Raw genomic sequence first — 21,005 nt, forward strand, 5'->3', positions numbered from 1 at the left:
AGTGCATCAGGCGTCGGGCAGCAGCAGCGAACTGTCGCCGTAGGAAAAGAAGCGGTATCGGCCCGCGATGGCATGGTCATAGATGCGGCGGATGCGGTCCACCCCCATCAGCGCCGAAACCAGCATCATCAGCGTGGATTTCGGCAGGTGGAAATTCGTCATCAGCCCGTCGGCCACATGGAATGCGAATCCCGGCCGGATGAAGATGTCGGTATCGCCCCGAAATGGCGCGATCGTGCCGCCGCGGGCGGCCGCTTCGATCAGGCGCAGCGCCGTGGTGCCGACCGGGATAACCCGCCCGCCGCGCGCCCTGGCGGCGGCGATGGCGGCGGCGGCTTCTTCCGTCACCTCGCCCCATTCGGCGTGCATCCGATGCAGGGCGATGTTCTCGACCTTGACGGGAAGGAAGGTGCCCGCACCGACATGCAGGGTGACGAAGGTGCTTTGAACGCCCGCCTCGGCCAGCCGCGCCAGCAGCGCGTCGTCGAAATGCAGCGATGCGGTCGGGGCCGCCACCGCGCCGCGCACCCGCGCGAACACCGTCTGGTAATCCTCCAGGTCCTGTTCGTCGGCGGCGCGCCTGCTTTCGATGTAGGGCGGCAGCGGCATCTCTCCGGCGGCTTCCAGCGCCGCGTCGAAATCCGGCCCCGTGCGGTCGAAGCGCAGCGCCACCATCGCGCCGTCGCGCGAGATCACCTCGGCCGACAGATCGCCGGCAAAGCGGATCACGTCGCCCGCGCGCAGGCGCTTGGCGGGCCGCGCCAGCGCGTCCCAGCTGCCGTCGGGGCGGGCATGGGCCAGCATCACCTCGACCTGCGAGACGCCGTCGCCATGCGCGCTGTCGCGGGTCCGCGTGCCGCGCAGGCGCGCCGGGATCACGCGGGTGTCGTTGAAGACAAGCAGGTCGCCGGGGCGCAGGAAATCGGCCAGGTCGGCCACATGCGCATCCGCGATGCCATCGCCCCGCGCCACCAGCAGCCGCGAGGCCGGGCGCGGCCGCGCGGGGCGCAGCGCGATGAGTTCCTCGGGCAGCGCGAAGTCGAAATCGTCGAGGGTAAGATCGTCCATGGCGCGGGTTTCAGCCACCGGGGGCGTCCGGGGCGCCCTGGGCGAATATCTCGCGGATGGCGCCGGGTGTCAGGATGGAAAGCGGATTGACCGAGATCTGCGGCTCGCTCGCGCTGCCTGTAATCCGAAAGTTGGCCCCCAGCAACCCCTCGCCGGGCCGCCCGCCCAGCAGCCGGCCGATCAGCGGCAGGCGCTCGAACATGCCGTTCAGCGCATAGAGCGGCGACAGCACGCCGTTCATGTCAAGCCGGCCCGCCACCGTGTCGTAGGTTCCCGAAATCGTCACGCCCAGATCCGGGCCGACCGCCCGCGCGCCGCTGACCGTCACGCGCCCGTCGGCAATCGCAAATCGCCCCTGCGCATCGGCAAAGGCGATCCCCTCGCCGCCCGCGGCCGCACGGCGCGCAAGACCCTCTACCGTGGCACCCTCCAGCAGACGCGCCAGGGTCGCATCGCTCAGGACCCGGCTGCCCTGAAGCGAGAAGACGCCCGACAGCGCCCCGCCGCCGGGGGCAAGCGAGACGCGCAGCGTGCCGCCCGCGGCATTGCGGAAAAGCCCCGCCGCGCGCAGGGCTGCGCCGCCATCCTCGCTTTGCAGGAACACCTCGCCCCCCTCGCGCAGAAAGCCCGAGAGCGGCGCCCGCCCGTTCACCTGCGCCGTGAAGCGACCCAGCGGCGCCTGCCCGGTCGCAAGGCTGCCGCGCAGATCCGTCAGCCGGATCGCGTCGGTCACGATCACCTCGCGCGGCGCGAAGTCGAGCGCGACACCCCCGCCGCCGCCGCCGCCGCCCAGCCCCGCCATTGGGGGCAGGCCGCGTCGCAGATCGATGCGCCCGCCCTCGATCGCGACCTTGGCCGGGTTCCCCGCCCGCCAGCGCAGCGGCGCATCGAGCCAGCCGCCAAGCGCCAGCCGCGACAGGCGCGCGCCCTCAAGCCGCTGCCCGGAGATGTCCAGCGCCCCCTCGATCCGCAGGCCCGGGGCACCCAGGCGCAGATCCTCGACCGTCGGCGCGGGGCCAAGGCGGCCCGCAAGTTGCAGGCTGCCTTCGGCGGCGGCCGATTTGCGCCAGCCCAGCGGCGGGATCGACAGGGCCAGCCCCGAAAGCGGCAGATCGACCGAATATGCAGGCGGCACGCCCTCGGGGCCCAGGGTCAGCGCGAAGCGGCCCGTGCCTTGCCCCTCAAGGCTGCCTTCCGGCAACGGAATGCCCAGCCCGGCGACGGACAGGGGCGTCACCACCAGGCTTCCGGTCACCGTCGCCGGTCCGGCATCGGGGCCAAGCGGCCGGGCAAGGCGCGCCTCCAGCGGCACGTCGTCCAGCCGCACGGTCCCCGCGATCTCGAGCGTGTCGTTCGTGGCGTTCAGCTTCAGCGTCTCTGCCGCCAGCACCCGGCCCGGCACCAGCGACCCCGAGCGGACATCGCTCAGCGTCGCGCGGACATCCGCCTCCACGTCCCGGTCCGTCAGCCCGTCGCGAAGCGGCAGGCGCAGGGTGGCGACCACCTCGGCGCGGCCGGTGGCCATGTCCGTGCCCTGCCCCGCGCGGCTTGGCAAGCGCAGCGGCGGGTTGTCCACCAGCGCCAGCAGCTGCGGGATCTGCCCTGACCCCTCCAGCCGTATCTCCGCCACCGACGGCCGGGCCCGCGCATCGGCAACCAGCATGCGGCTGCCCGCCAGATCGACGCCCGCGCCCTGCCCGGGCCCGGTGTGCCCCGCATCGAGCACCAGTTCGAACCGTCCGTCGATCAGCTGGCCCGTGCCGCGCGCGCCCACCAGCGCGGGCATCCGCGGCAGGATGCGCGCGACGCCGTCCCGGAAGCCGAAATCGAGGCCGATCTCCCGCGCGCCCCCGCGCTGGCGCAGGTGCAGGCTTGCCTCGGTCACAAGCCCCGCCTCAAGCCGCTCGTCCAGCCAGGTGCGCAGGCGCGGCCGCAACTCGGCGGGCCAGAGCGGCATGAGCCGGTCACGCGGCAGGTTCACCGCCCCTGCGTCCAGCGCAACGTCCCAGCCTTCGGGTTCCGGCCGGGCGCGGCCCGACAGGCTGACACGGGTATCGCCGTCGCGCAGTGACAGCGTGCCGATCTCGATCGTGAAGGGGCTGCGCGTGAGCCGCGTCACGGCGCGACCGTTGCGAAAGACGATCGGCGCGCCCTCGGTGCCCGCCAGCGCCACCTGGTAGAGATCGAGCTGGCTGACCAGCGCCGCGACCGCCCCCGTGGCATCGCGGTCCACCAGCACGACCCCGTCCGCGCGCAGGCTGCCGCGCTCGGTCACCAGATCGAGCGAGTCGAGCCGGAACCGGTCGCTGCGCGGGTCGTACGAGAAATAGACCGATGCCGCGTCGAAGGCGATCTCGCGCTCGGGCGTCGGGCGCAGGGCACCCGCGCCCATCCGAAGCGCGCCCGACAGCGCCAGCAGGTTGCCCGCATCGCTGAATTCCGCGGCAAGCGCCCCCGAGACCGGCGCGTCCACCAGCGCGAGAAACTCGAGCAGCGCCACCTGCGCCGCGACATCCCCGGGCCGCGCATTGTCGAAGCGGACCGCGTAGCGCGTGATCCCCGCCGCCTCCTGCCGCTGGATGGTGGCCTGCACCGGCACGGACGCCCCCTGCCCGTCGCTGAGCGTGGCAGTGACCGACGCGTTGAGCCGCCCGGCCCCGCGTTCGAGATAGGCGCTTGCGTCCCGCGCCACCCAGCGCCGCCCGGCGCGGCCGTCGTGATAGGTGATGTCGGCCCCGACCAGGTCCACCCGTTGCAGCCGCGACAGCGCCTCGAGCCGCCCGAAGATGGCGGCGGCGTCCAGCATGGCTTCGAAATCGGCGCCGCCACCCCCGCCCGCGCCCAACAGCGGCACCGGCGCACCGGCGCCCGCGCGATCGGCGCTCAGCGTCAGGGCCCCCGTTTCGGCCCGGATCAGGTCCAGCGCGATACCGTCGAGCGCGATGGAGGTCGGCCGCAGCGCCCCCTGCAGGCCGCCAAGCACCTGGAAGCCGGTGGCGATCCGCGGCAGCGACAGGCTCGGCCCCTCGCCGCCCCCGATGCGCACGTCGTTCAGCGTCAGTCCCGCAGGGTCCGCGCCTTCGCCCAGCGTGAAGCCGACAGAGCCGACGGTGATCTCCTCGGCGCCGATCCGCTCTGCGATCCAGTGCTTGAGCCGCGGGTCGATGGAGTTCAGCACGAATTCCCGCCCGTCGAGCAGCGCCAGCACCACCAGCGCGAGGATGGCCGTCAGGCTGACCAGCTTTGCCACCAGCGACCCCGTCTCGCGCAGGCAGAAGGCGCAGAACCGCGTCAGCCGCCCCTGTGCGGGGCGTCTGCGTCCGCGCCGCGCCGTGGTGGCGGCGATCTGTCTGCGGGCTGCCTTCAAGCCTGTACGATCCTCTGGCCGCTTCCCGCCCCCTCAGCGGGGGTGGTCAAGCTCTTGCCGGGCATGGCCCCGGTGCCATATCCAGCGGCAGGATCCACTCTAACCAAGAGGTGCCCCATGTCCAATACCGGCCCGCAACCCGGCGAAAATGCGCCCGACTTCACCCTGCCCCGCGACGGGGGGCAGACCGTCTCGCTGGCGGATTTCGCCGGCAAGGCGCTGGTGCTCTACTTCTACCCCAAGGACGACACCGGGGGCTGCACCAAGGAAGCAGTCGCGTTTTCCGGCCTGCTGGACGACTTCCACGCCGCCGGGGCCGCGGTGCTGGGCGTGTCCAAGGACACGGTCGCGAAGCACGAGAAATTCGTGGCCAAGCATGACCTGACCGTGCCGCTTCTGTCGGATGCCGAAGGCGATCTGTGCGAGCGCTATGGCGCCTGGGTCGAGAAAAGCATGTATGGCAAGTCCTACATGGGCATCGAGCGCTGCACCTTCCTGATCGGGCCCGACGGCACCATCGCCCGTGTCTGGCGCAAGGTGAAGGTTCCCGGCCATGCCGAGGAGGTGCTGGACGCGGTGCGCGCGCTGTGAGCGCGGCGCTGCCCGCAAGCCTTGCCGACTGTGCCGTGGCGGTGCTGGGCACGGCGGATGCCAGGGCCAAGACGGCCCTGTCGCGCCGCTGCGCCGCCGCCTGGTTCGAGGGGCGCGAACAGGGCAGGCCCATGCCGATCGGCACAGCCCGCCCGCCCGACAGGCCCGCGCGTCCCGCGAAGCCCGAACTTCTGGACCCGCGCGACGTGCCGCGCCGGCGCCCCGGCTCGGCGGCCGGCCGGCTGGCGATCCTGCACGCCATCGCCCATATCGAGTTGAACGCCGTCGACCTGCACTGGGACATCATCGCCCGCTTTACCCATGTGCCGATGCCCGCGGGCTTTTACGACGACTGGGTGAAGGCGGCAGACGAGGAATCAAAGCACTTCGACCTGCTGTCGGACCGGCTTGAAGCGCATGGCGCCTTTTACGGCGCGCTGCCCGCCCATGCCGGGATGTGGCGCGCGGCCGAGGACACGGCGCAGGATCTGGAGGCGCGGCTGGCCGTGGTGCCGATGGTGCTCGAGGCGCGCGGGCTCGACGTGACCCCGGGAATGATCGCGCTTTTCGAGAAGGCGGGCGATGCCGATACCGTCGCGGCGCTCGAGGTCATCTATGCCGAAGAGGTGGGCCATGTCGCCTATGGCTCGAAGTGGTTCCACTTCCTGTGCGGGCGTCACGATCACGACCCGAAGGACCGGTTCCACGACCTTGTGAGACGCTATTTCCACGGCGCGCTGAAGCCGCCCTTCAACGTCGAGAAACGCGCCGAGGCCGGTCTGCCGCCCGACTTCTACTGGCCCCTTGCCGAAGAGGTGTGACCGCCGGGTGCGCGGCATTTCGCCGATCCGCCCTGAACCATTCCCCTGAATGGTTGCGTGACCGGAACCGCTTCTCTACACGAGAGGGCATAACAAGAAATCGTGAGGCCGCAGCAGGCGGCACCCCACACACAACCGGGAAGATGACTGAGCGATGACAGCGGAAACCACCCCCGCAAGCCATGCCGGCCAACCTGCGCGTCCGACCGCACGAAAAATCGTCATCCAGACGCATCACGCGACCCGCGAAATTGCCCTGACCCCGTCGCGCATGGCGCTTCTGGCCGGTGCCGCGGTGCTTGGGCTGGGCTGGACGCTGACCGCGACCGCGGGTTTCGTGGTCTCGGCGCTGTCGCCCGAGGGTGCGGTGCGCGGCGAACTCGAACTGGTCGAGGCCGCCTACGAGGATCGGATCGCGACGCTGGACACGGCGCTGGCCGAAGCGACCCGCCGCGCAGACGACACCGCCGCGCGGCTCGATCTTGCGCTGGGCCAGATCGTGACCCAGCAGGCGATGCTCCAGGAGGCGCTGGCCTCGGAGACGGAACTCAGATCCTCCATCGGCGCGATGCGCGACAAGCTGGCCGAGGCGGTCGCCGCGCGCGACAGCGCCGAGGATCGCGCCCGCGAGCTGACCGCAAGCCTGACGGCCGTGCGCAATGCCGCCGACGGCGCCGGTTCCGCCGAGGAAATGGAGATCGTCCTCTCGGCCTTGTCCGATGCGCTGCACAATGCGGTGCGCGAGCGCGACACCCACCGGTCGGACCTGACGCGCCTCGAGTCCGAGATCGCGACCATGGAACTGCGCATGCAGGTCAATGCCGACCGGCAGGAACGGCTGGTCGCCTCGCTCGAGGATGCGGTGCAGGCCTCCTTCGGCCCGCTCGAGTCGATGTTCGAGAAGAGCGGGCTGAACGTGGACACGCTGATTTCCGGCGTGCGCCAGAGCTACAACGGCATGGGTGGCCCCGAGACGCTGTTCCGCGCCAGCCTGGGCGGGTCGGATCCGGAACTGGACGAGCGGTTTTCGGCGCTGATGTCCGACATGGACCGCATGAACATGATGCGGATCGCCGCGGCCAAGATCCCCTACACGATGCCGGTCCGTGTCGCCCACCGCTTCACCAGCGGCTTCGGCACCCGGCGCGACCCGTTCAATGGCGGCCGGCGCGCCCATAACGGCGTCGATTTCGCAGCCGGGCGCGGCACCCCCATCGAGGCGACAGCGGACGGTACCGTCACTTTCGCCGGATGGCAGAGCGGCTATGGCAACTTCATCAAGATCCGCCACGCCTACGGCTTCGAGACGCACTACGCGCATCTCAACAAAATTCACGTCAAGGTCGGAGACCGGATTGCCCGGGGCGATCATATCGGCGATATGGGTACCACGGGCCGCAGCACCGGCGTCCACCTGCACTACGAGGTGCACCTCGGCGGCAAACCGGTCAATCCGATGACATACATAAGGGCTGGCAGAGATGTTTTCTAAGAGCAAACCCGAACCGACGACGACCGAAAGCTCCGCGCCCAAGCCGCCGAGCCCGCCGAGCCCCTCGGCCACGGGCAGCAGCGCCCCTGCGTCCACGAGCCCGACGCCGGCCAAGCCCAAGCCCGCACCCTCCGTCCTGGCCTCTGACCTGGTGATCACCGGTCACATCAAGACCACCGGCGACATCCAGATCGAGGGCACCGTCGAGGGCGACATCCAGGCCCATCTTCTGACCGTGGGCGAGAACGCAACCGTCAAGGGCGAGATCGTCGCCGACGACGTCGTGGTCACCGGCCGCGTGGTCGGCCGCGTGCGCGGCCTGAAGGTGCGCCTCACCTCCACCGCCCGGGTCGAGGGCGACATCGTCCACAAGACCATCGCGATCGAAAGCGGCGCCCATTTCGAAGGCTCCGTCCAGCGCAACGACGACCCGCTCAAGGGCGACAGCAAGGCTGTGCGGGGCGGCAGCGCGGAGTAAGCTGACGCTTCAATCGGGGACACCTCTCAGTGAAACCGATTGAAGCGATCACCTTTCGCCGAGTCCTGCACGCCCTAGAATATGGGTCGGGCGCAAGCCCGACCCATTTTTGTACATCAGATTTCTGTTCGCCCAGCGCCAGAAATTCAGTACAAGTTGATCGGTTTCGGTATAGAATATCCGCTGGAACGGCTGATGTTTCTCAAGTATATACTTTAAGCTTTCAAATAGCCCCTGCTTCTTCAATTCCCAGTATTGGTCTGTCAGGCAGAGCTTTGCCGGATAGTGGTAGTGGTAGGAATGTGTTCCGTTATTGAACACACCATGAAGAGCATTCTCGTCAGCGCCACCAAAATGTGAGCAGACCACCGGAAGTGTGATCTGGTCCAGCCACGGCCGTTTGGGCTGGTCGAGCACAATTTCGTGTTGGGAACGATCCACCAGACATGCAAAGTGCATCCACTTCTCATGGAATTGCGCTGGGTCTTCGAAGCCAAAGCAACCGGCATTGTAGTAAGGAAAGCTGTCCTTGATATCCTCTCGGGCGTTCGCCTTCCGCGGGGTTTCAGAGCAGACTTCATAGACTGCCCGCCAGTACTCTTCCGTCGAAAACTTCTGGTCCTGTCCCTGAACGGGGAACATGTGTCCGCCCGGTGATACCAGAGGATGCGAGAAATCAAACTTCAGTTCAGATACATCGGCAGTAATGATTTGATCGGAATCAAAAAATATAAATGGTCTTCCTGCTGGCAGTTCACGGAGGCAGCAGATCTTATTTCCTTCTGGGTAGCTTTGCCCCCAGATTTCATTTTTAAATGGGACGATGTGACAACCACTTTTTACAAAATAATCCAATATTTGTGGATTGATGTTGTCGGGTTCATTGCTCCAATTTTCTCCCCGACGGGGGATAAGTATGTAGATATCGACTTTATCACCGCAGAAGTATCGGGCAGTTTCTACAAAGAGGACGGCCTCATACTGAAGACGACCATTCTGAGCAATAATCGCAATTGTAAGCTTCATAATACCCTTTTCAGAGGTAGTAAGTATCAATCCTCGCCGCGCGCCTCGGCCCGGCTCTTGCCGGCGACGTCCATTGCCAGCACGGCGGCCATGAAGGCGTCCAGGTCGCCGTCCAGCACCCCTTGCGTGTCCGAGGTTTCCACGTTGGTCCGCAGGTCCTTTACCATCTGGTAGGGTTGCAGGACGTAGGAGCGGATCTGGTTGCCCCAGCCGGCGCTGCCCTTGGCCTCGTGCTGGGCGTTGATCTCGGCGGTCCGCTTGTCCAGCTCCATCTGGTAGAGCCGCGATTTCAGCGCCTTCATGGCGATGTCGCGGTTCTGGTGCTGGGACTTCTCGGAACTCGTCACCACGATGCCCGTGGGCAAGTGGGTGATCCGGACCGCGGAATCCGTCGTGTTGACGTGCTGACCGCCCGCGCCGGACGAGCGGTAGGTGTCCACCCGGATGTCCGAGGGGTTCACCTCGATCTCGATGTTGTCGTCCACCACCGGATAGACCCAGACAGAGGCAAAGGACGTCTCGCGCGAGCCCTTGCCGAAAGGCGAGATGCGCACCAGCCGGTGCACGCCACTTTCGGACTTCAGCCAGCCATAGGCGTTGGGGCCGGAAATCTTGTAGGCGACCGACTTGATCCCGGCCTCGGATCCGGGTTCCTCGGACTGAAGCTCGACCTTGTAGCCATGCTGGTCGGCCCAGCGGATATACATGCGCTGAAGCATCTGCGCCCAGTCGCAGGCCTCGGTGCCACCGGCGCCGGCATTGATCTCGAGGAAGGTGTCGTTGCCGTCCGCCTCGCCGTTCAGCAGCGCCTCGATCTCGGCCTGCTCGGTGCGCTTGCGCAGCTCGGCAAGGGCCGCCTCGGCCTCTTGGACCACCTCGACGTCATCCTCGGCCTCGCCCAGTTCGATCAGGTCGCGATTGTCCGCCAGCTCCTGGGCAAAGCTCTTGTAGCGGTCGATCGCGTCCGAAAGCTGCTGGCGCTCGCGCATCAGCTTCTGCGCGCGGCCTGGATCGTTCCACAGCTCGGGATCCTCGGACATGGCGTTCAGCTCTTCGAGCCGATGCTCGGCCGTGTCCCAGTTGAGACGCTGGCGCAGCAGGGCCAGCGATTTCTCGATTTCGCCGATCTGGTTCTCTGTCTCTGCGCGCATGGGGGTCTTGTTTCACCTGGCCTGAACATGACGGGCGACCGGTCCGGGTCGCCCGCGCCTGTTCTTAATCGTCCCCGCCGGGGGCGGCAAGGGCGCGAGGCTAGTAAAGCCCGCCCGAGGACAGCTCTCCGAAGGAAGGGTTGGTCGGCACCACCCGCTGCTGCCCGTCCTGGCCCGTCTGCATGGACGCGCCGCCCTGCGCGCTGGAGAACAGCGGCAGATCCGCGCCCATGGCAAAGCCCCCGTCGATATAGGTGCCGAACTGGCCGATGGCCGGCTGCTCGCCCGCGCGGAACAGTTCCGCGACCACGTTCGAGCCCGATGCGTCGTCGGGCAGCCGCTGGCCGGTGAAGCGGTCGATCTTCACGAAGACCGTGTCGGGCGGCTGCGGGATGCGGAAGGAGCCGTGATCCTCCAGCGCCACGCGCATGAAATCGGTGAAGACGGGGCCGCACAGCGTGCCGCCATAGGCGCCATCGCCCATCGGGCGCGGCGTGTCGTAGCCGATATAGCAGCCCGCCGTGATGCGCGGGGTGTAGCCCACGAACCAGGCGTCCTTGGCGTCGTTGGTGGTGCCGGTCTTGCCCGCGATGGGCACGCCCAGCGTCCCCACGGTCGAGGCGGCGGTACCGCGCGCCACCACGCCCTGCATCATCGAGGACAGCTGATAGGCGGTGACCGGGTCCATCACCTGCTCGGCGGTGTCCCAGATCCAGGGCATGTCGGCGGGCGTCGCTTCCTGGCCCTCGCAGCCACGGCAGCCGCGCTGGTCGTGCTGGTAGATCGTGTTGCCGTATCGGTCCTGCACGCGGTCCACCAGCGTCGGCTCCAGCCGCTTGCCGCCATTGCCGAACATGGCATAGGCCGCCACCATGTTGAAAAGCGTGGTCTCGCCCGCGCCCAGCGAATAGGACAGAAGCTCGGGCATGTCCTCGTAGATGCCGAAGCGCTCGGCATAGGTGCTGACGCGGTCCATGCCGATATCCTGCGCGATGCGCACCGTCATCAGGTTCCGCGACTGTTCGATCCCGGTACGCACCGGCGTCGGGCCGTAGAAACGGTTGGACGAGTTGGTCGGACGCCAGACGCCCGCGCCGGTGTCCACTTCGACGGGCGCATCCACCACGATCGAGGCGGGCGTGTAGCCGTTGTCCAGGGCTGCGGCATATACGAACGGCTTGAAGGCCGAGCCGGGCTGGCGGGTGGCCTGCGTCGCGCGGTTGAACACCGAATGCTGGTAGGAAAAGCCACCCTGCATCGCCAAAACGCGCCCGGTCTGGGTGTCCATCGCCATGAAGGCGCCCTGGATTTCCGGGATCTGGCGCAGCGACCAGCGCTGGAAGGCGCCATCCTCGACGATTGCCGTCACGAGCACCACGTCGCCCACCTGGTAAAGATCCGAGGCGGCGCCGGGACGGCCGCCCTCCCTGCCCTCGCCGGCGCGGATGCGGGTGATCCAGTCGGCGTCGGAAAGTGCCAGGAAATGCCCGTCCTCGTCATTCTCCACGCCCTCGATGCCGATGCGGGCAGAGCTTTCGCCGACCTCCAGCACCACCGCCGGGATCCAGCCCACCACGTCGCGCGGCACGCGGGTTTCGGCCAGCGCCACGCGCCATTCCTCCTCGCTGTCTAGCGCATCGGGGGAAATCTGCGCCAGCGGGCCGAAATACGTCCCGCGCGAGCGGTCGAAGCGTTCCAGCCCGCGGCGCAGCGCCTCGGCGGCGGCGGCCTGAAGCTTCGGATCCACCGTCGCGCGCACCGTCAGGCCGCCGGTGAACAGCTCTTCCTCGCCGCCCTCCAGCCGGGTCGAAAGCTGGCGCCGGATCTCGTCGGTGAAGTAGTCCCGCGGCGGCAGCGCGTCGCGCGCGGACGGGATATCGCCCGACTGCACCGTCAGCAGGTCCGAGGCCCGCGCCGTCTCGTAGGTGTCGCGGTCGATATAGCCGTTCTCCAGCATCTGGCCGAGAACGTAGTTGCGCCGGCCGATCGCCTCTTCCTTCTCGCGCACGGGGTGGTAGTTCGACGGCGCGCGCGGCAGGGCCGCGAGATAGGCCACCTCGGCGGCCGTCAGTTCCTCCAGCGACTTGGAGAAATATGTCCGGGCGGCGGATGTCACGCCATAGGAGTTCTGCCCGAGGAAGATGTCGTTGAGGTACAGCTCGAGGATCTGGTCCTTCGATAGCGTCGCCTCCAGCCGGGTGGCGAGGATGATCTCCTTGATCTTGCGCACGGCGCTGCGCTCGCCCGACAGAAGGAAGTTCTTCATCACCTGCTGCGTGATGGTCGAGGCGCCGCGCAGCCGCCCGCCCTGCGCCGCATCGACCACGGCCGAGGCGATGCCCATGATGTCGAAACCGGGGTGGTTGTAGAAATTCTTGTCCTCGGCGCTGATGAAGGCGACCTTCACCAGGTCCGGAATCTCCTCGATCGGCGTGAAAAGGCGCCGCTCGCGGGCGAACTCGTCCATCAGCAGGCCGCGGCCCGAATAGATCCGGCTCAGCGTCGCGGGTTCGTAGCGCGACAGCTGCTCGTGATCGGGCAGATCGCGGCCATAAAGCCAGAACAGCCCCGCCAGCCCCGCCGCGGCCATGAACAGGCCCAGCGTGGCCCAGGTAAAGATGAAGCCAAGGAAATTCAGTATCAGTCGCATCCGCGTCTTCCGCCTGTCGCTGCTGCCGCCGCCTCGCCGGCACGGGATTTGGCGCAGGCACAGGCCTGCGCAGGCTACCAAGTCTACCCGGCCCTCAGCGCTGCATCAACGCCAGGAAGGCCCGATCGGCGGTCATCCACTCATCTATCCCGGTCACGATTGCGGCAGAAAACCGCCGCTGCCACGCTGGCGAGACCATGTCGGCACGGTCGCCCGCGTCCGAGAGAAAGCCAAGCTCGATCAGCGCCGACGGCATTTCGGGCGCGCGCAGGACCTGGAAATCCGCAGCCCGCAGGGGGCGCGACCGGATGACGCCCGTCGCATCCGACAGGGACTCGACCAGTCGTTCCGCCGCCATTCGGGAGCGCGTGCCATTGGCGCGGCTCTCCAGGTCCATCAGCGTGCGTGCGACATCGTCGAGCACCTCGCTCGGCCGCAGCCCGGCGGCGCTGTCCGAGCCGTTCTCCAGCCGGGCGCGGCGCGCACTCTCGCTGTCGGAAGCCTCGGAGGAAGAGACGTAGAGCGTGGCGCCGGACGCCTGTCCTGCGGTCACGGTGTTGGTGTGCAGCGACAGGAACAGGGCCGCGTCGCTGGCCCGCGCGAAACGGACACGGTCGTCGAGCAGCACGAAACGGTCATCGCGCCGCGTCAGCGCCACCTCGTAGCGGCCGGTGCGCTCCAGTTGCGCGGCCAGCTCCAGCCCGGTGGCAAGCGCGATGTCCTTCTCCGCGATCTCGCCGCGCAGCGCGCCCGGATCGATGCCGCCATGGCCGGGGTCGATCACGATGCGCGGCAGCGACGATGCCGCGGGCGGCGGTGGGGCGATCCGGCCCAGCACCTCGGGCCCCGGCGCCAGCCGTGCGGCGGCCGCCAGTTCCGCCCCTGACGCGCGTTCGAGCGCGATGCGCAGGGCGCCGCCGGGATCGATCCCCGCCTCGGCCACCGTCATCGGCCGCTCGAGCGGGGCGATCAGGCGCGACCAGCGCGCGTCGATCCGGCCCGCGCGCAGCGGGCCCGGCCCAGCCGGGGCAAGCCGCCCGGCGATCCGCAGCTCGGGATCGGCCACGTCCACCACCAGCCGGGGCGGGTCGGCAAGGACGAAGGCGCGGAAGGGCAACGGCGCGTCCAGATCGAGACGCAGGACCAGGCCGGAAAAGCGCGTCTCCTGAACGGCGGTCAGCACCACCTCTGCCCGCGCCGTGGCGGTCCCGCCCAGCAGCCCGAGGATCAGGGCACCGGCCTGCCGCCGTGTCATCCCGTGCATGTGCTTCGCCCGTCTGTTGCCTCGCTCCCCGTCAGTCGCGGGGTTGGCCCGTCTGTAGCACAGCCGGCCCGGGAAAAGAATTCGATTGTGCTGGCCATGCCCGCGCGGTTATCGTGCAAGTATCGCGCGGATCCTGGATCCCTGCGTTGTGTTATTTGTCGCTCGGCCCGGGCGCTGCATGGGCAGACACTGCCCTTGAGCCCCGACGAGACGCGACCGGCGCTTGCGCCAGTGGAAATCCGGCAATGGCCGGCGGATTGAATTCGCACCCCGAAACGGGTGCTGGAGATGGTAACGCGATGAACCGCGCAGGGCTATTGAACAGGACAGCAGGGCCGCCACCAGGCACCCGGGCGTCCGTTCAGGCCGCGCGGTCCTTAGCCTCAATACATGAACGCCCCGCCCCTTCGTCAGCCGTGGCTGCCGGGGGGCTTGCGCGTTTCAGAAGGACAACATGGCAAAGAAGATGCTTATCGATGCCACGCACGCGGAAGAGACCCGCGTTGTCGTGGTCGAAGGAAACAAGGTCGAGGAGTTCGACTTCGAGTCGCTGAACAAGCGGCAACTGGCAGGAAACATCTATCTGGCGAAAGTGACGCGGGTCGAGCCCTCGCTCCAGGCCGCCTTCGTGGATTACGGCGGCAATCGCCACGGTTTCCTTGCCTTCTCGGAAATCCACCCCGACTACTACCAGATCCCGGTCGCCGACCGCGAGGCGCTGCTGGCCGAGGAGGCCGCGCTCGACCGCGCCGAGGACGAGGAAGAGGCGGCCGAGAAGTTGCGCAGCCGTAGCCGCTCGCGCCGGCGCCCGCGCAGCCAGCCGGCCCGCGACGGCGCGGCCACTACCGCGGATGCGGTCGTCGTGGCCGACCCGGCCGACGCGGCCGAGGGCGAAGAGCCGGAATCGACCCTGGTCGAGGATCTTCCCGAAAGCCGCGAGCATGCGCACGCGGCGCAGGCTGTCGACCCTGCTGAAACGCCGGAGGATCAGGCCGCGGCAGAGCCGGCCGATCGCGATGCCCCTGAAGCCGAAGCCGAGATCGACACTCTGGGCGCCGAAGAGCCGCGCGAGGAAATGGCCCCGCGCCGCCCGCGCATGCGCCGCTACAAGATCCAGGAAGTGATCAAGGTGCGCCAGATCATGCTGGTGCAGGTCGTCAAGGAAGAGCGCGGCAACAAGGGCGCGGCGCTGACCACCTACCTGTCGCTGGCCGGGCGCTACTGCGTGCTCATGCCCAACACGGCGCGCGGTGGCGGCATCAGCCGCAAGATCACCAATGCCGCCGACCGCAAGAAGCTGAAGGAAATCGCCTCGGACATCGTGGTGCCGAAGGGCGCTGGCCTGATCATCCGTACCGCCGGCGCGAACCGCACCAAGACAGAGATCAAGCGCGACTACGAATACCTGCTGCGCCAGTGGGAACAGATCCGCGAACTGACGCTCAAGTCCATCGCCCCCGCGCATATCTACGAGGAAGGCAGCCTCATCAAGCGTTCGATCCGCGATCTCTACAGCCGCGACATCGACGAGGTGCTGGTCGAGGGAGAGGCCGGCTACCGCGAGGCGAAGGACTACATGAAGATGCTCATGCCTTCGCACGCGAAGAACGTGAAGCTCTACAACGAGATGCTGCCGCTCTTCTCGCGCTTTCAGGTCGAAAGCTACCTTTCGGCCATGTTCAACCCCACGGTGCAACTGCGCTCTGGCGGATATATCGTGATCGACGTGACCGAGGCGCTGGTCGCCGTGGACGTGAACTCGGGCCGCTCGACCAAGGAAGGCTCGATCGAGGAGACGGCGCTCAAGACCAACCTCGAGGCGGCCGAGGAAGTCGCCCGCCAGGCGCGGCTGCGCGACCTGGCCGGTCTGATCGTGATCGACTTCATCGACATGGAGGACCGGCGCAACAACGCCGCCGTCGAGAAGCGGCTCAAGGACAAGCTGAAATCCGACCGCGCGCGGATCCAGGTCGGCCGCATCTCGGGCTTCGGCCTGCTTGAGATGAGCCGCCAGCGCCTGCGCCCCGGCATGCTGGAGGCGACCACCGCCCCCTGCCCGCATTGCCACGGCACCGGGCGCGTGCGCTCGAACGACTCGATGGCGCTGGCGATCATGCGCGAACTCGAGGAGGAAGGCGTGCGCCAGCGCTCGAAGGAGGTGCTGGTCACGGCCCCGGTCGAGATCGCGAACTACATCCTCAACACCAAGCGCGAGCATGTCGCGATGATCGAGGGCCGCTTCGGCCTGTCGGTGCGGATCGAGGGCAACGCCGCCATGATCAGCCCCGAATACAAGATCGAGCGTTTCTCCACCGCCACCCGCGTGGTGCCGCAGATGCTGGCCGCCGCCCCGATCCGGGCCGAGGCATTCGCCGATCTGGAGGAGGTCGAGGAGCCCGAGGACGAGATCGAGGCGGAAGCCGAGGTCGAAGCCGCGCTCGCCCCCCGTCCCGAGAAGTCCGAGACGGGCGAGCAGTCCGGCAAGAAACGCCGCCGCCGTCGCCGTCGCAAGGGCGGCAAGCGCGAGGATGGGGCCGAAGTCGAAGACGGCAGCGAAGCCGCCTCGGAAAACGGCGCCGATGAAGCGGTGACCGCCAAGGACACCCCGGAAGGGACCGAGACCGCAGCCCCGGCCGAGACCGAGGAGAAGCCGAAGAAAAGCCGCAGCCGGACCCGCAGCCGCAAGCGCAAGGAACCCGAGGCCGCCGAAGCCGCGGAGCCGGCAGCCGAGACCGCCGAGCCGGTAACTGAGTCCGCCGAGCCGGCAGCCGAGGTCGCCGAGCCGGTAGCCGAGGTCGCCTCTGCGTCTGACGACGCGGCGCCGGCGCGGGAAGAAGCCGCGGCCGAACCTCAGACCGCCCCGGCGGAAGCTGCCGCCGAGACCGCGGCAGCGCCAGAGCCGCAGGCCGCAGAACTGGCGAAACCCGCCGGGCCGAAGCCGCGCAAGCCGCGGGTCCGCGCTTCTGCCAAGGCGACGATCGAGAAGGTGATCGGCGGCACGCCCGAGGAGACAGCGGAAGAACCCGCTGCCGAAATCGAGGCCGCCCCCGAGGCTGCCCCCGCACCCCAGGCAGAGCCAGAGGCAGGGACGGCGGCCGGGCAGCACGAAGCCCCCAAGCCCGACGCGCCCAAGCGCCGCGGCTGGTGGTCGCGCGCCCTCAGCGGGTCCTGAGCCGCAAATCGGGCGCGGCGCGGCTCAGGCTGCGCCGCGCCGCTGGAACCAGGCCTTCAGCCGTTCCGCCCCCTCGATCATGTCCGCGGTCGATCCGGCATAGGAAAACCGCAGGCTGCGATGTCCCCGTTCGGGGTCGAAATCCAGCCCCGGCGTGACCGCCACCCCAGCGTCTTCCAGGATCTCGGCCGCAAGGGCGCGGCTGTCCTCGGTCAGGTCCGACACATCCGCGTAAAGATAAAAGGCCCCGTCGGGCGGCGCGATCCGGGCAAAGCCCGCTTTCGGCAGTTCCGCCAGCAGATGCGCGCGGTTGGCGCGATAGGTTTCCAGGTTCGTCTCCATCTCGGCCCCGCAATCCAGCGCGGCCAGCGCCGCAACCTGGCTTGCATGGGGCGCGCAGATGAACAGGTTCTGCGCCAGCCGTTCGATCCGTCGGACATGATCCTCGGGGACGACCATCCATCCGATGCGCCAGCCGGTCATGCAGAAATACTTGGAGAACGAGTTGATGACATAGACGTCGTCGCCCGCCTCGAGCGCGGTCACGGGGCGGGTGCCGTAGTCGATACCGTGATAGATCTCGTCCGAGACGAAGCCGATGTCGCGGGCGCGGGCGGCCTCCATCAGCGCCGACAGGGCCGCGTGGTCCAGCATCGTGCCGGTGGGGTTCGCGGGGCTTGCCACCAGCGCGCCCTGCACATCGCCCGTCAGGTGATCCGGCGTCAGCTGCCAGCGGCTTTCCGCCCCGGTCGGGATGCGCACCGGCGTGAGTCCAAGCGCCTTTAGGATGTTGCGATAGCTGGGATAGCCCGGATCGCCGATCGCCACCCGGTCGCCGGTCTCGAACAGCGACAGGAACGCCAGTTGGAACCCGGCCGACGAGCCGGCCGTCACCACCACGCGCGAGGGCGCCAGGTCGACGCCGTACCATTCGCCGTAAAGCCGCGCGATCCGCGCGCGAAGCGCGGGCAGGCCAAGCGCCTCGGTATAGCCGAGCGTCCCCTGCTCCATCGCGCGGGCAAGGGCTTCGCGCGCGGCCTGTGGCGCCCCGGTCGCGGGCTGGCCCACCTCCATGTGGATGATGTGCCGGCCCGCGGCTTCCATCGCGCGGGCTGCGCCGAGCACGTCCATCACGATGAAGGCATCCACATCGCCACGGCTTGATGTTCGCATGGTTTTCCTCTTGGCTCTGCCCGAACGGTTCGGGAGGGTGTCGCAATTTTCCGCACGGTCCTGCAAGGGGCGATCGCATGCCTTGCGGCGCTGGCGCTGGCCGGGGCCGCCGGCGCGCAATCGCTGATCCGTGACGCCGAGATCGAGGCGACGCTGGAGCGTATCGTCGATCCGATCCTGCGTGTCTCGGGGCTGAGCCCGGCGCAGGTTCGCATCTACCTGATCGACAATCCCGATCTGAACGCCTTTGTCGCGGGGGGCGACAACATCTTCCTGCACACCGGCCTTCTGCAACGGCTGGAGACGGTGGACCAGGTCCGCGCGGTGGTTGCGCATGAGGTGGGCCACATCACCGGAGGCCACCTGTTCCGGCGAAACGAGCAGATCCGCGCCGCCTCGGGGACCGTGGGCCTTGGCGTCCTGCTGGCCATCGCCGCCGCCGCCAGCGGAAATGCCGAGCTTGCGATCGGCGCGGGCCTGACATCCAGCCAGGTGGCCGAACGCTCGCTTCTGTCGCACAACCGGGCCGAGGAAGCCTCGGCCGACCAGGCGGCGCTGCGCTACATGGAAGCGGCGGGCGCCGACCCGCAGGCGATACTCGAGGTGATGGCGCTGTTTCGGGGCCAGGAATACGGCGCCGACATGTTCGCCGATCCCTATGTGCGCACGCACCCGCTGTGGTCCGACCGGCTGCGCTTCATGCGCGAAGGGGTGGGTAATGCGCGCCCGGGCACCGCGCCCGATCCAGGTACGGCGCGGCTTCATGCCCGGATGCGGGCGAAACTCGACGGATTTCTGGAACCGCCGTCGGAAACGCTGCGCCGCCGCCCCGACGACGGATCCGAGGCAGCCCTCCTGGCCCGCGCCATCGCCTGGCACCGGCTGCCCGACATCGCGCGCGCGCGGGCCGCGATGGCGGTGCTGCTGGCGGCGCATCCCGACGACCCCTACTACCACGAGCTTGCCGGCCAGTTCGCTCTGGAGTCGGGCCGTGCGCGGGATGCCGTGGCCGCCTACAGGCGCGCGGCAGAGCTTGCGCCGCACGAGCCGCTGATCCTGTCGGGGCTGGGGCGCGCGCTGATCGCGCTCGACACGCCTGCCGCGACCGAAGAGGCGTTGCAGGTCCTGACAAGGGCGCGGCGGATTGATAAGGCTGATGCGCGGGCGCTGGCGAACCTTGCCATCGCCTATGCGCGGCTGAACCGGCCCGCGGATGCATCGCTCGCCACCGCCGAGCGCTACATGCTGTCGGGACAGCTGCGCGATGCGGGCATCCACGCCGCACGGGCGGCCCGCGCGTTTCCGCAAGGCGCCCCCGGCTGGCGCCAGGCAGAGGATATCCTGCGCGTCGTGCGGCGCGCCACGTCGTCGGAAGGAAGATAGACCATGAAGCTGACCCCCCTGTTCCTCGCAGCGGCGCTTGCGCTGGCCGGCGCCGCCAGTGCGGGGCCCTTCGACGACCTGTCCCCGGCCGACCGCGACGCGCTGCGGGCGGAAATCCGTGGCTACCTGCTCGACAACCCCGAGGTGCTGATGGAGGCGATCGCCGTGCTCGAGCAGCGCAACGCCGCCGCCGAAGCCAATGCAGACGCCGCCGCCATCGCCGCCCATGCCGAGGCGCTGTACTCCGACGGTGTCTCGCACGTCATGGGCAATCCGCAGGGCGACGTGACCATCGTCGAGTTCCTCGACTACCAGTGCGGCTTCTGCAAGCGCGCCCACCCGGAAGTGATGGACCTGCTCGCCCAGGACGGCAACATCCGGCTGATCCAGAAGGAATTCCCGATCCTGGGCCCGGTGTCCGAGACTGCCTCGCGCGCTGCACTCGCGGTGCTTCTGGATCAGGGCAGCGAGATCTACGAGGCCTTCACCGACGCGATGATGCGCTTTGACGGGCAGCTGAACCCCGGCGTGATCCGCGGGCTTGCGCGCGATGCGGGCGCCGACGTGGCGGCCATGGAGGCGCGGATGCAGGATGCCGACATCACCCGAATCATCGCGGAAAATCGCAGCCTGGCCACGGCGCTCCAGGTCTCGGGCACGCCGACCTTCGTGCTGGGCTCGGAACTGGTGCGCGGATATCTGCCGCTGCCGCAGATGCAGGAACGCGTCCGCAGCGTGCGCGAGGCGATGTGACCGGGGGCCGGCCGTGCTGGCGCGACAGGGCTTTCCCTCGGGCAGGCTGGCCCTTATAAAACGGCAGTCCTGACCAGAGCGGCGCAGGAAACCTCTCGAAAAGAACCGGGGTAAGGATGAGCAAGAACAACCACCAGTCCGATGTCGAATTCATCGCGGCGCTTGCCGCGCTGCTGCGGGAGCATGACCTGACCGAGGTCGAGGTCCGCCGCGAATACGGCGAGGACGACACGCTCGATGTGCGCGTGGCGCGCACACCCGCCGCCGCGGCCCCGATCCTGCATCAAGCGGCCCCTGCCCCGGCAGCCCCCGCCGCCGCCGCGTCCGCGGCGCCCGCCGCCGCCCCTGCCGTGTCCGAGGATCCGGCGCAGCACCCGGGCGCAGTGACATCGCCCATGGTCGGCACCGCCTATCTTCAGCCCGAACCTGGCGCCGCGCCCTTCATTGCCGTGGGAGATACCGTCAAGGAGGGGCAGACGGTCCTTATCATCGAGGCGATGAAGACCATGAACCAGATCCCCGCGCCGCGTTCGGGCAAGGTCAAGCGCATCCTGGTCGAGGACGGCTCGCCGGTGGAGTTCGGCGCGCCTCTCCTGATCCTCGAATAAGGCGGGGC

At 68.4% G+C, this 21,005-nt stretch carries 15 protein-coding genes; 8 read left to right on the forward strand and 7 right to left on the reverse strand.

Annotated elements, in window-relative coordinates; genetic code table 11:
• Positions 1 to 6: 6 nt before the first annotated feature.
• Together queA and HMH01_RS09405 are read right to left on the reverse strand one after the other, a co-directional pair.
• Complete coding sequence (gene queA, locus HMH01_RS09400; protein WP_171324598.1) at positions 7 to 1,068, reverse strand: tRNA preQ1(34) S-adenosylmethionine ribosyltransferase-isomerase QueA; 1,062 nt, start codon at positions 1,066 to 1,068, stop codon at positions 7 to 9.
• Positions 1,069 to 1,078: 10 nt separating this feature from the next.
• Positions 1,079 to 4,435: an AsmA-like C-terminal region-containing protein gene (locus HMH01_RS09405; protein WP_171324600.1), complete on the reverse strand. Its 3,357-nt coding sequence runs from the start codon at positions 4,433 to 4,435 to the stop codon at positions 1,079 to 1,081.
• A gap of 117 nt (positions 4,436 to 4,552) precedes the next feature.
• Here HMH01_RS09405 and HMH01_RS09410 point away from each other — a divergent pair, with 117 nt between their 5' ends.
• From HMH01_RS09410 to HMH01_RS09425, 4 genes are all read left to right on the forward strand, one after another.
• Positions 4,553 to 5,026: a peroxiredoxin gene (locus HMH01_RS09410; protein ID WP_171324602.1), complete on the forward strand. Its 474-nt coding sequence runs from the start codon at positions 4,553 to 4,555 to the stop codon at positions 5,024 to 5,026.
• Complete coding sequence (locus tag HMH01_RS09415) at positions 5,023 to 5,847, forward strand: ferritin-like domain-containing protein (protein ID WP_343035210.1); 825 nt, start codon at positions 5,023 to 5,025, stop codon at positions 5,845 to 5,847. Before HMH01_RS09410 ends, HMH01_RS09415 begins: the two co-directional genes overlap by 4 nt.
• 154 nt (positions 5,848 to 6,001) lie before the next feature.
• Complete coding sequence (locus HMH01_RS09420; RefSeq protein WP_171324604.1) at positions 6,002 to 7,339, forward strand: DUF5930 domain-containing protein; 1,338 nt, start codon at positions 6,002 to 6,004, stop codon at positions 7,337 to 7,339.
• A complete protein-coding gene (locus HMH01_RS09425) occupies positions 7,329 to 7,817 on the forward strand; it encodes a bactofilin family protein (protein ID WP_171324606.1) in 489 nt (162 codons plus the stop codon). The genes HMH01_RS09420 and HMH01_RS09425 overlap by 11 nt, the downstream gene beginning before the upstream one ends.
• 48 nt (positions 7,818 to 7,865) lie before the next feature.
• Here the strand turns inward: HMH01_RS09425 and HMH01_RS09430 are convergent, their stop codons facing one another.
• The 4 genes from HMH01_RS09430 to HMH01_RS09445 form a co-directional block, all read right to left on the reverse strand.
• Entirely contained in the window at positions 7,866 to 8,843 is a 978-nt protein-coding gene (locus HMH01_RS09430; RefSeq protein WP_171324607.1) for a hypothetical protein, read from the reverse strand.
• A 26-nt stretch (positions 8,844 to 8,869) separates the two neighbouring features.
• A complete protein-coding gene (prfB, locus tag HMH01_RS09435; RefSeq protein ID WP_171324609.1) occupies positions 8,870 to 9,994 on the reverse strand; it encodes a peptide chain release factor 2 in 1,125 nt (374 codons plus the stop codon).
• 100 nt (positions 9,995 to 10,094) lie between these two features.
• Complete coding sequence (locus tag HMH01_RS09440; protein WP_171324611.1) at positions 10,095 to 12,644, reverse strand: penicillin-binding protein 1A; 2,550 nt, start codon at positions 12,642 to 12,644, stop codon at positions 10,095 to 10,097.
• A gap of 94 nt (positions 12,645 to 12,738) precedes the next feature.
• Entirely contained in the window at positions 12,739 to 13,908 is a 1,170-nt protein-coding gene (locus HMH01_RS09445; RefSeq protein ID WP_171324613.1) for an N-acetylmuramoyl-L-alanine amidase, read from the reverse strand.
• 454 nt (positions 13,909 to 14,362) lie between these two features.
• Between HMH01_RS09445 and HMH01_RS09450 the strand changes: the two genes are divergently transcribed.
• Positions 14,363 to 17,080: an Rne/Rng family ribonuclease gene (locus HMH01_RS09450; RefSeq protein ID WP_171324615.1), complete on the forward strand. Its 2,718-nt coding sequence runs from the start codon at positions 14,363 to 14,365 to the stop codon at positions 17,078 to 17,080.
• A 24-nt stretch (positions 17,081 to 17,104) separates the two neighbouring features.
• Here HMH01_RS09450 and HMH01_RS09455 read toward each other — a convergent pair whose 3' ends face one another.
• Complete coding sequence (locus HMH01_RS09455; protein ID WP_171324616.1) at positions 17,105 to 18,253, reverse strand: pyridoxal phosphate-dependent aminotransferase; 1,149 nt, start codon at positions 18,251 to 18,253, stop codon at positions 17,105 to 17,107.
• A 153-nt stretch (positions 18,254 to 18,406) separates the two neighbouring features.
• Here HMH01_RS09455 and HMH01_RS09460 point away from each other — a divergent pair, with 153 nt between their 5' ends.
• From HMH01_RS09460 to accB, 3 genes are all read left to right on the forward strand, one after another.
• Complete coding sequence (locus HMH01_RS09460) at positions 18,407 to 19,636, forward strand: M48 family metalloprotease (protein ID WP_425483601.1); 1,230 nt, start codon at positions 18,407 to 18,409, stop codon at positions 19,634 to 19,636.
• 3 nt (positions 19,637 to 19,639) lie between these two features.
• On the forward strand, positions 19,640 to 20,389 hold the full coding sequence (locus HMH01_RS09465) for a DsbA family protein (RefSeq protein WP_171324618.1): 750 nt from the start codon (positions 19,640 to 19,642) through the stop codon (positions 20,387 to 20,389).
• Positions 20,390 to 20,505: 116 nt separating this feature from the next.
• Positions 20,506 to 20,997: an acetyl-CoA carboxylase biotin carboxyl carrier protein gene (gene accB, locus HMH01_RS09470; RefSeq protein ID WP_171324620.1), complete on the forward strand. Its 492-nt coding sequence runs from the start codon at positions 20,506 to 20,508 to the stop codon at positions 20,995 to 20,997.
• Positions 20,998 to 21,005 lie beyond the last annotated feature (8 nt).

Origin of the sequence: Halovulum dunhuangense, assembly GCF_013093415.1 — a bacterium.
Lineage (GTDB): Bacteria > Pseudomonadota > Alphaproteobacteria > Rhodobacterales > Rhodobacteraceae > Halovulum > Halovulum dunhuangense.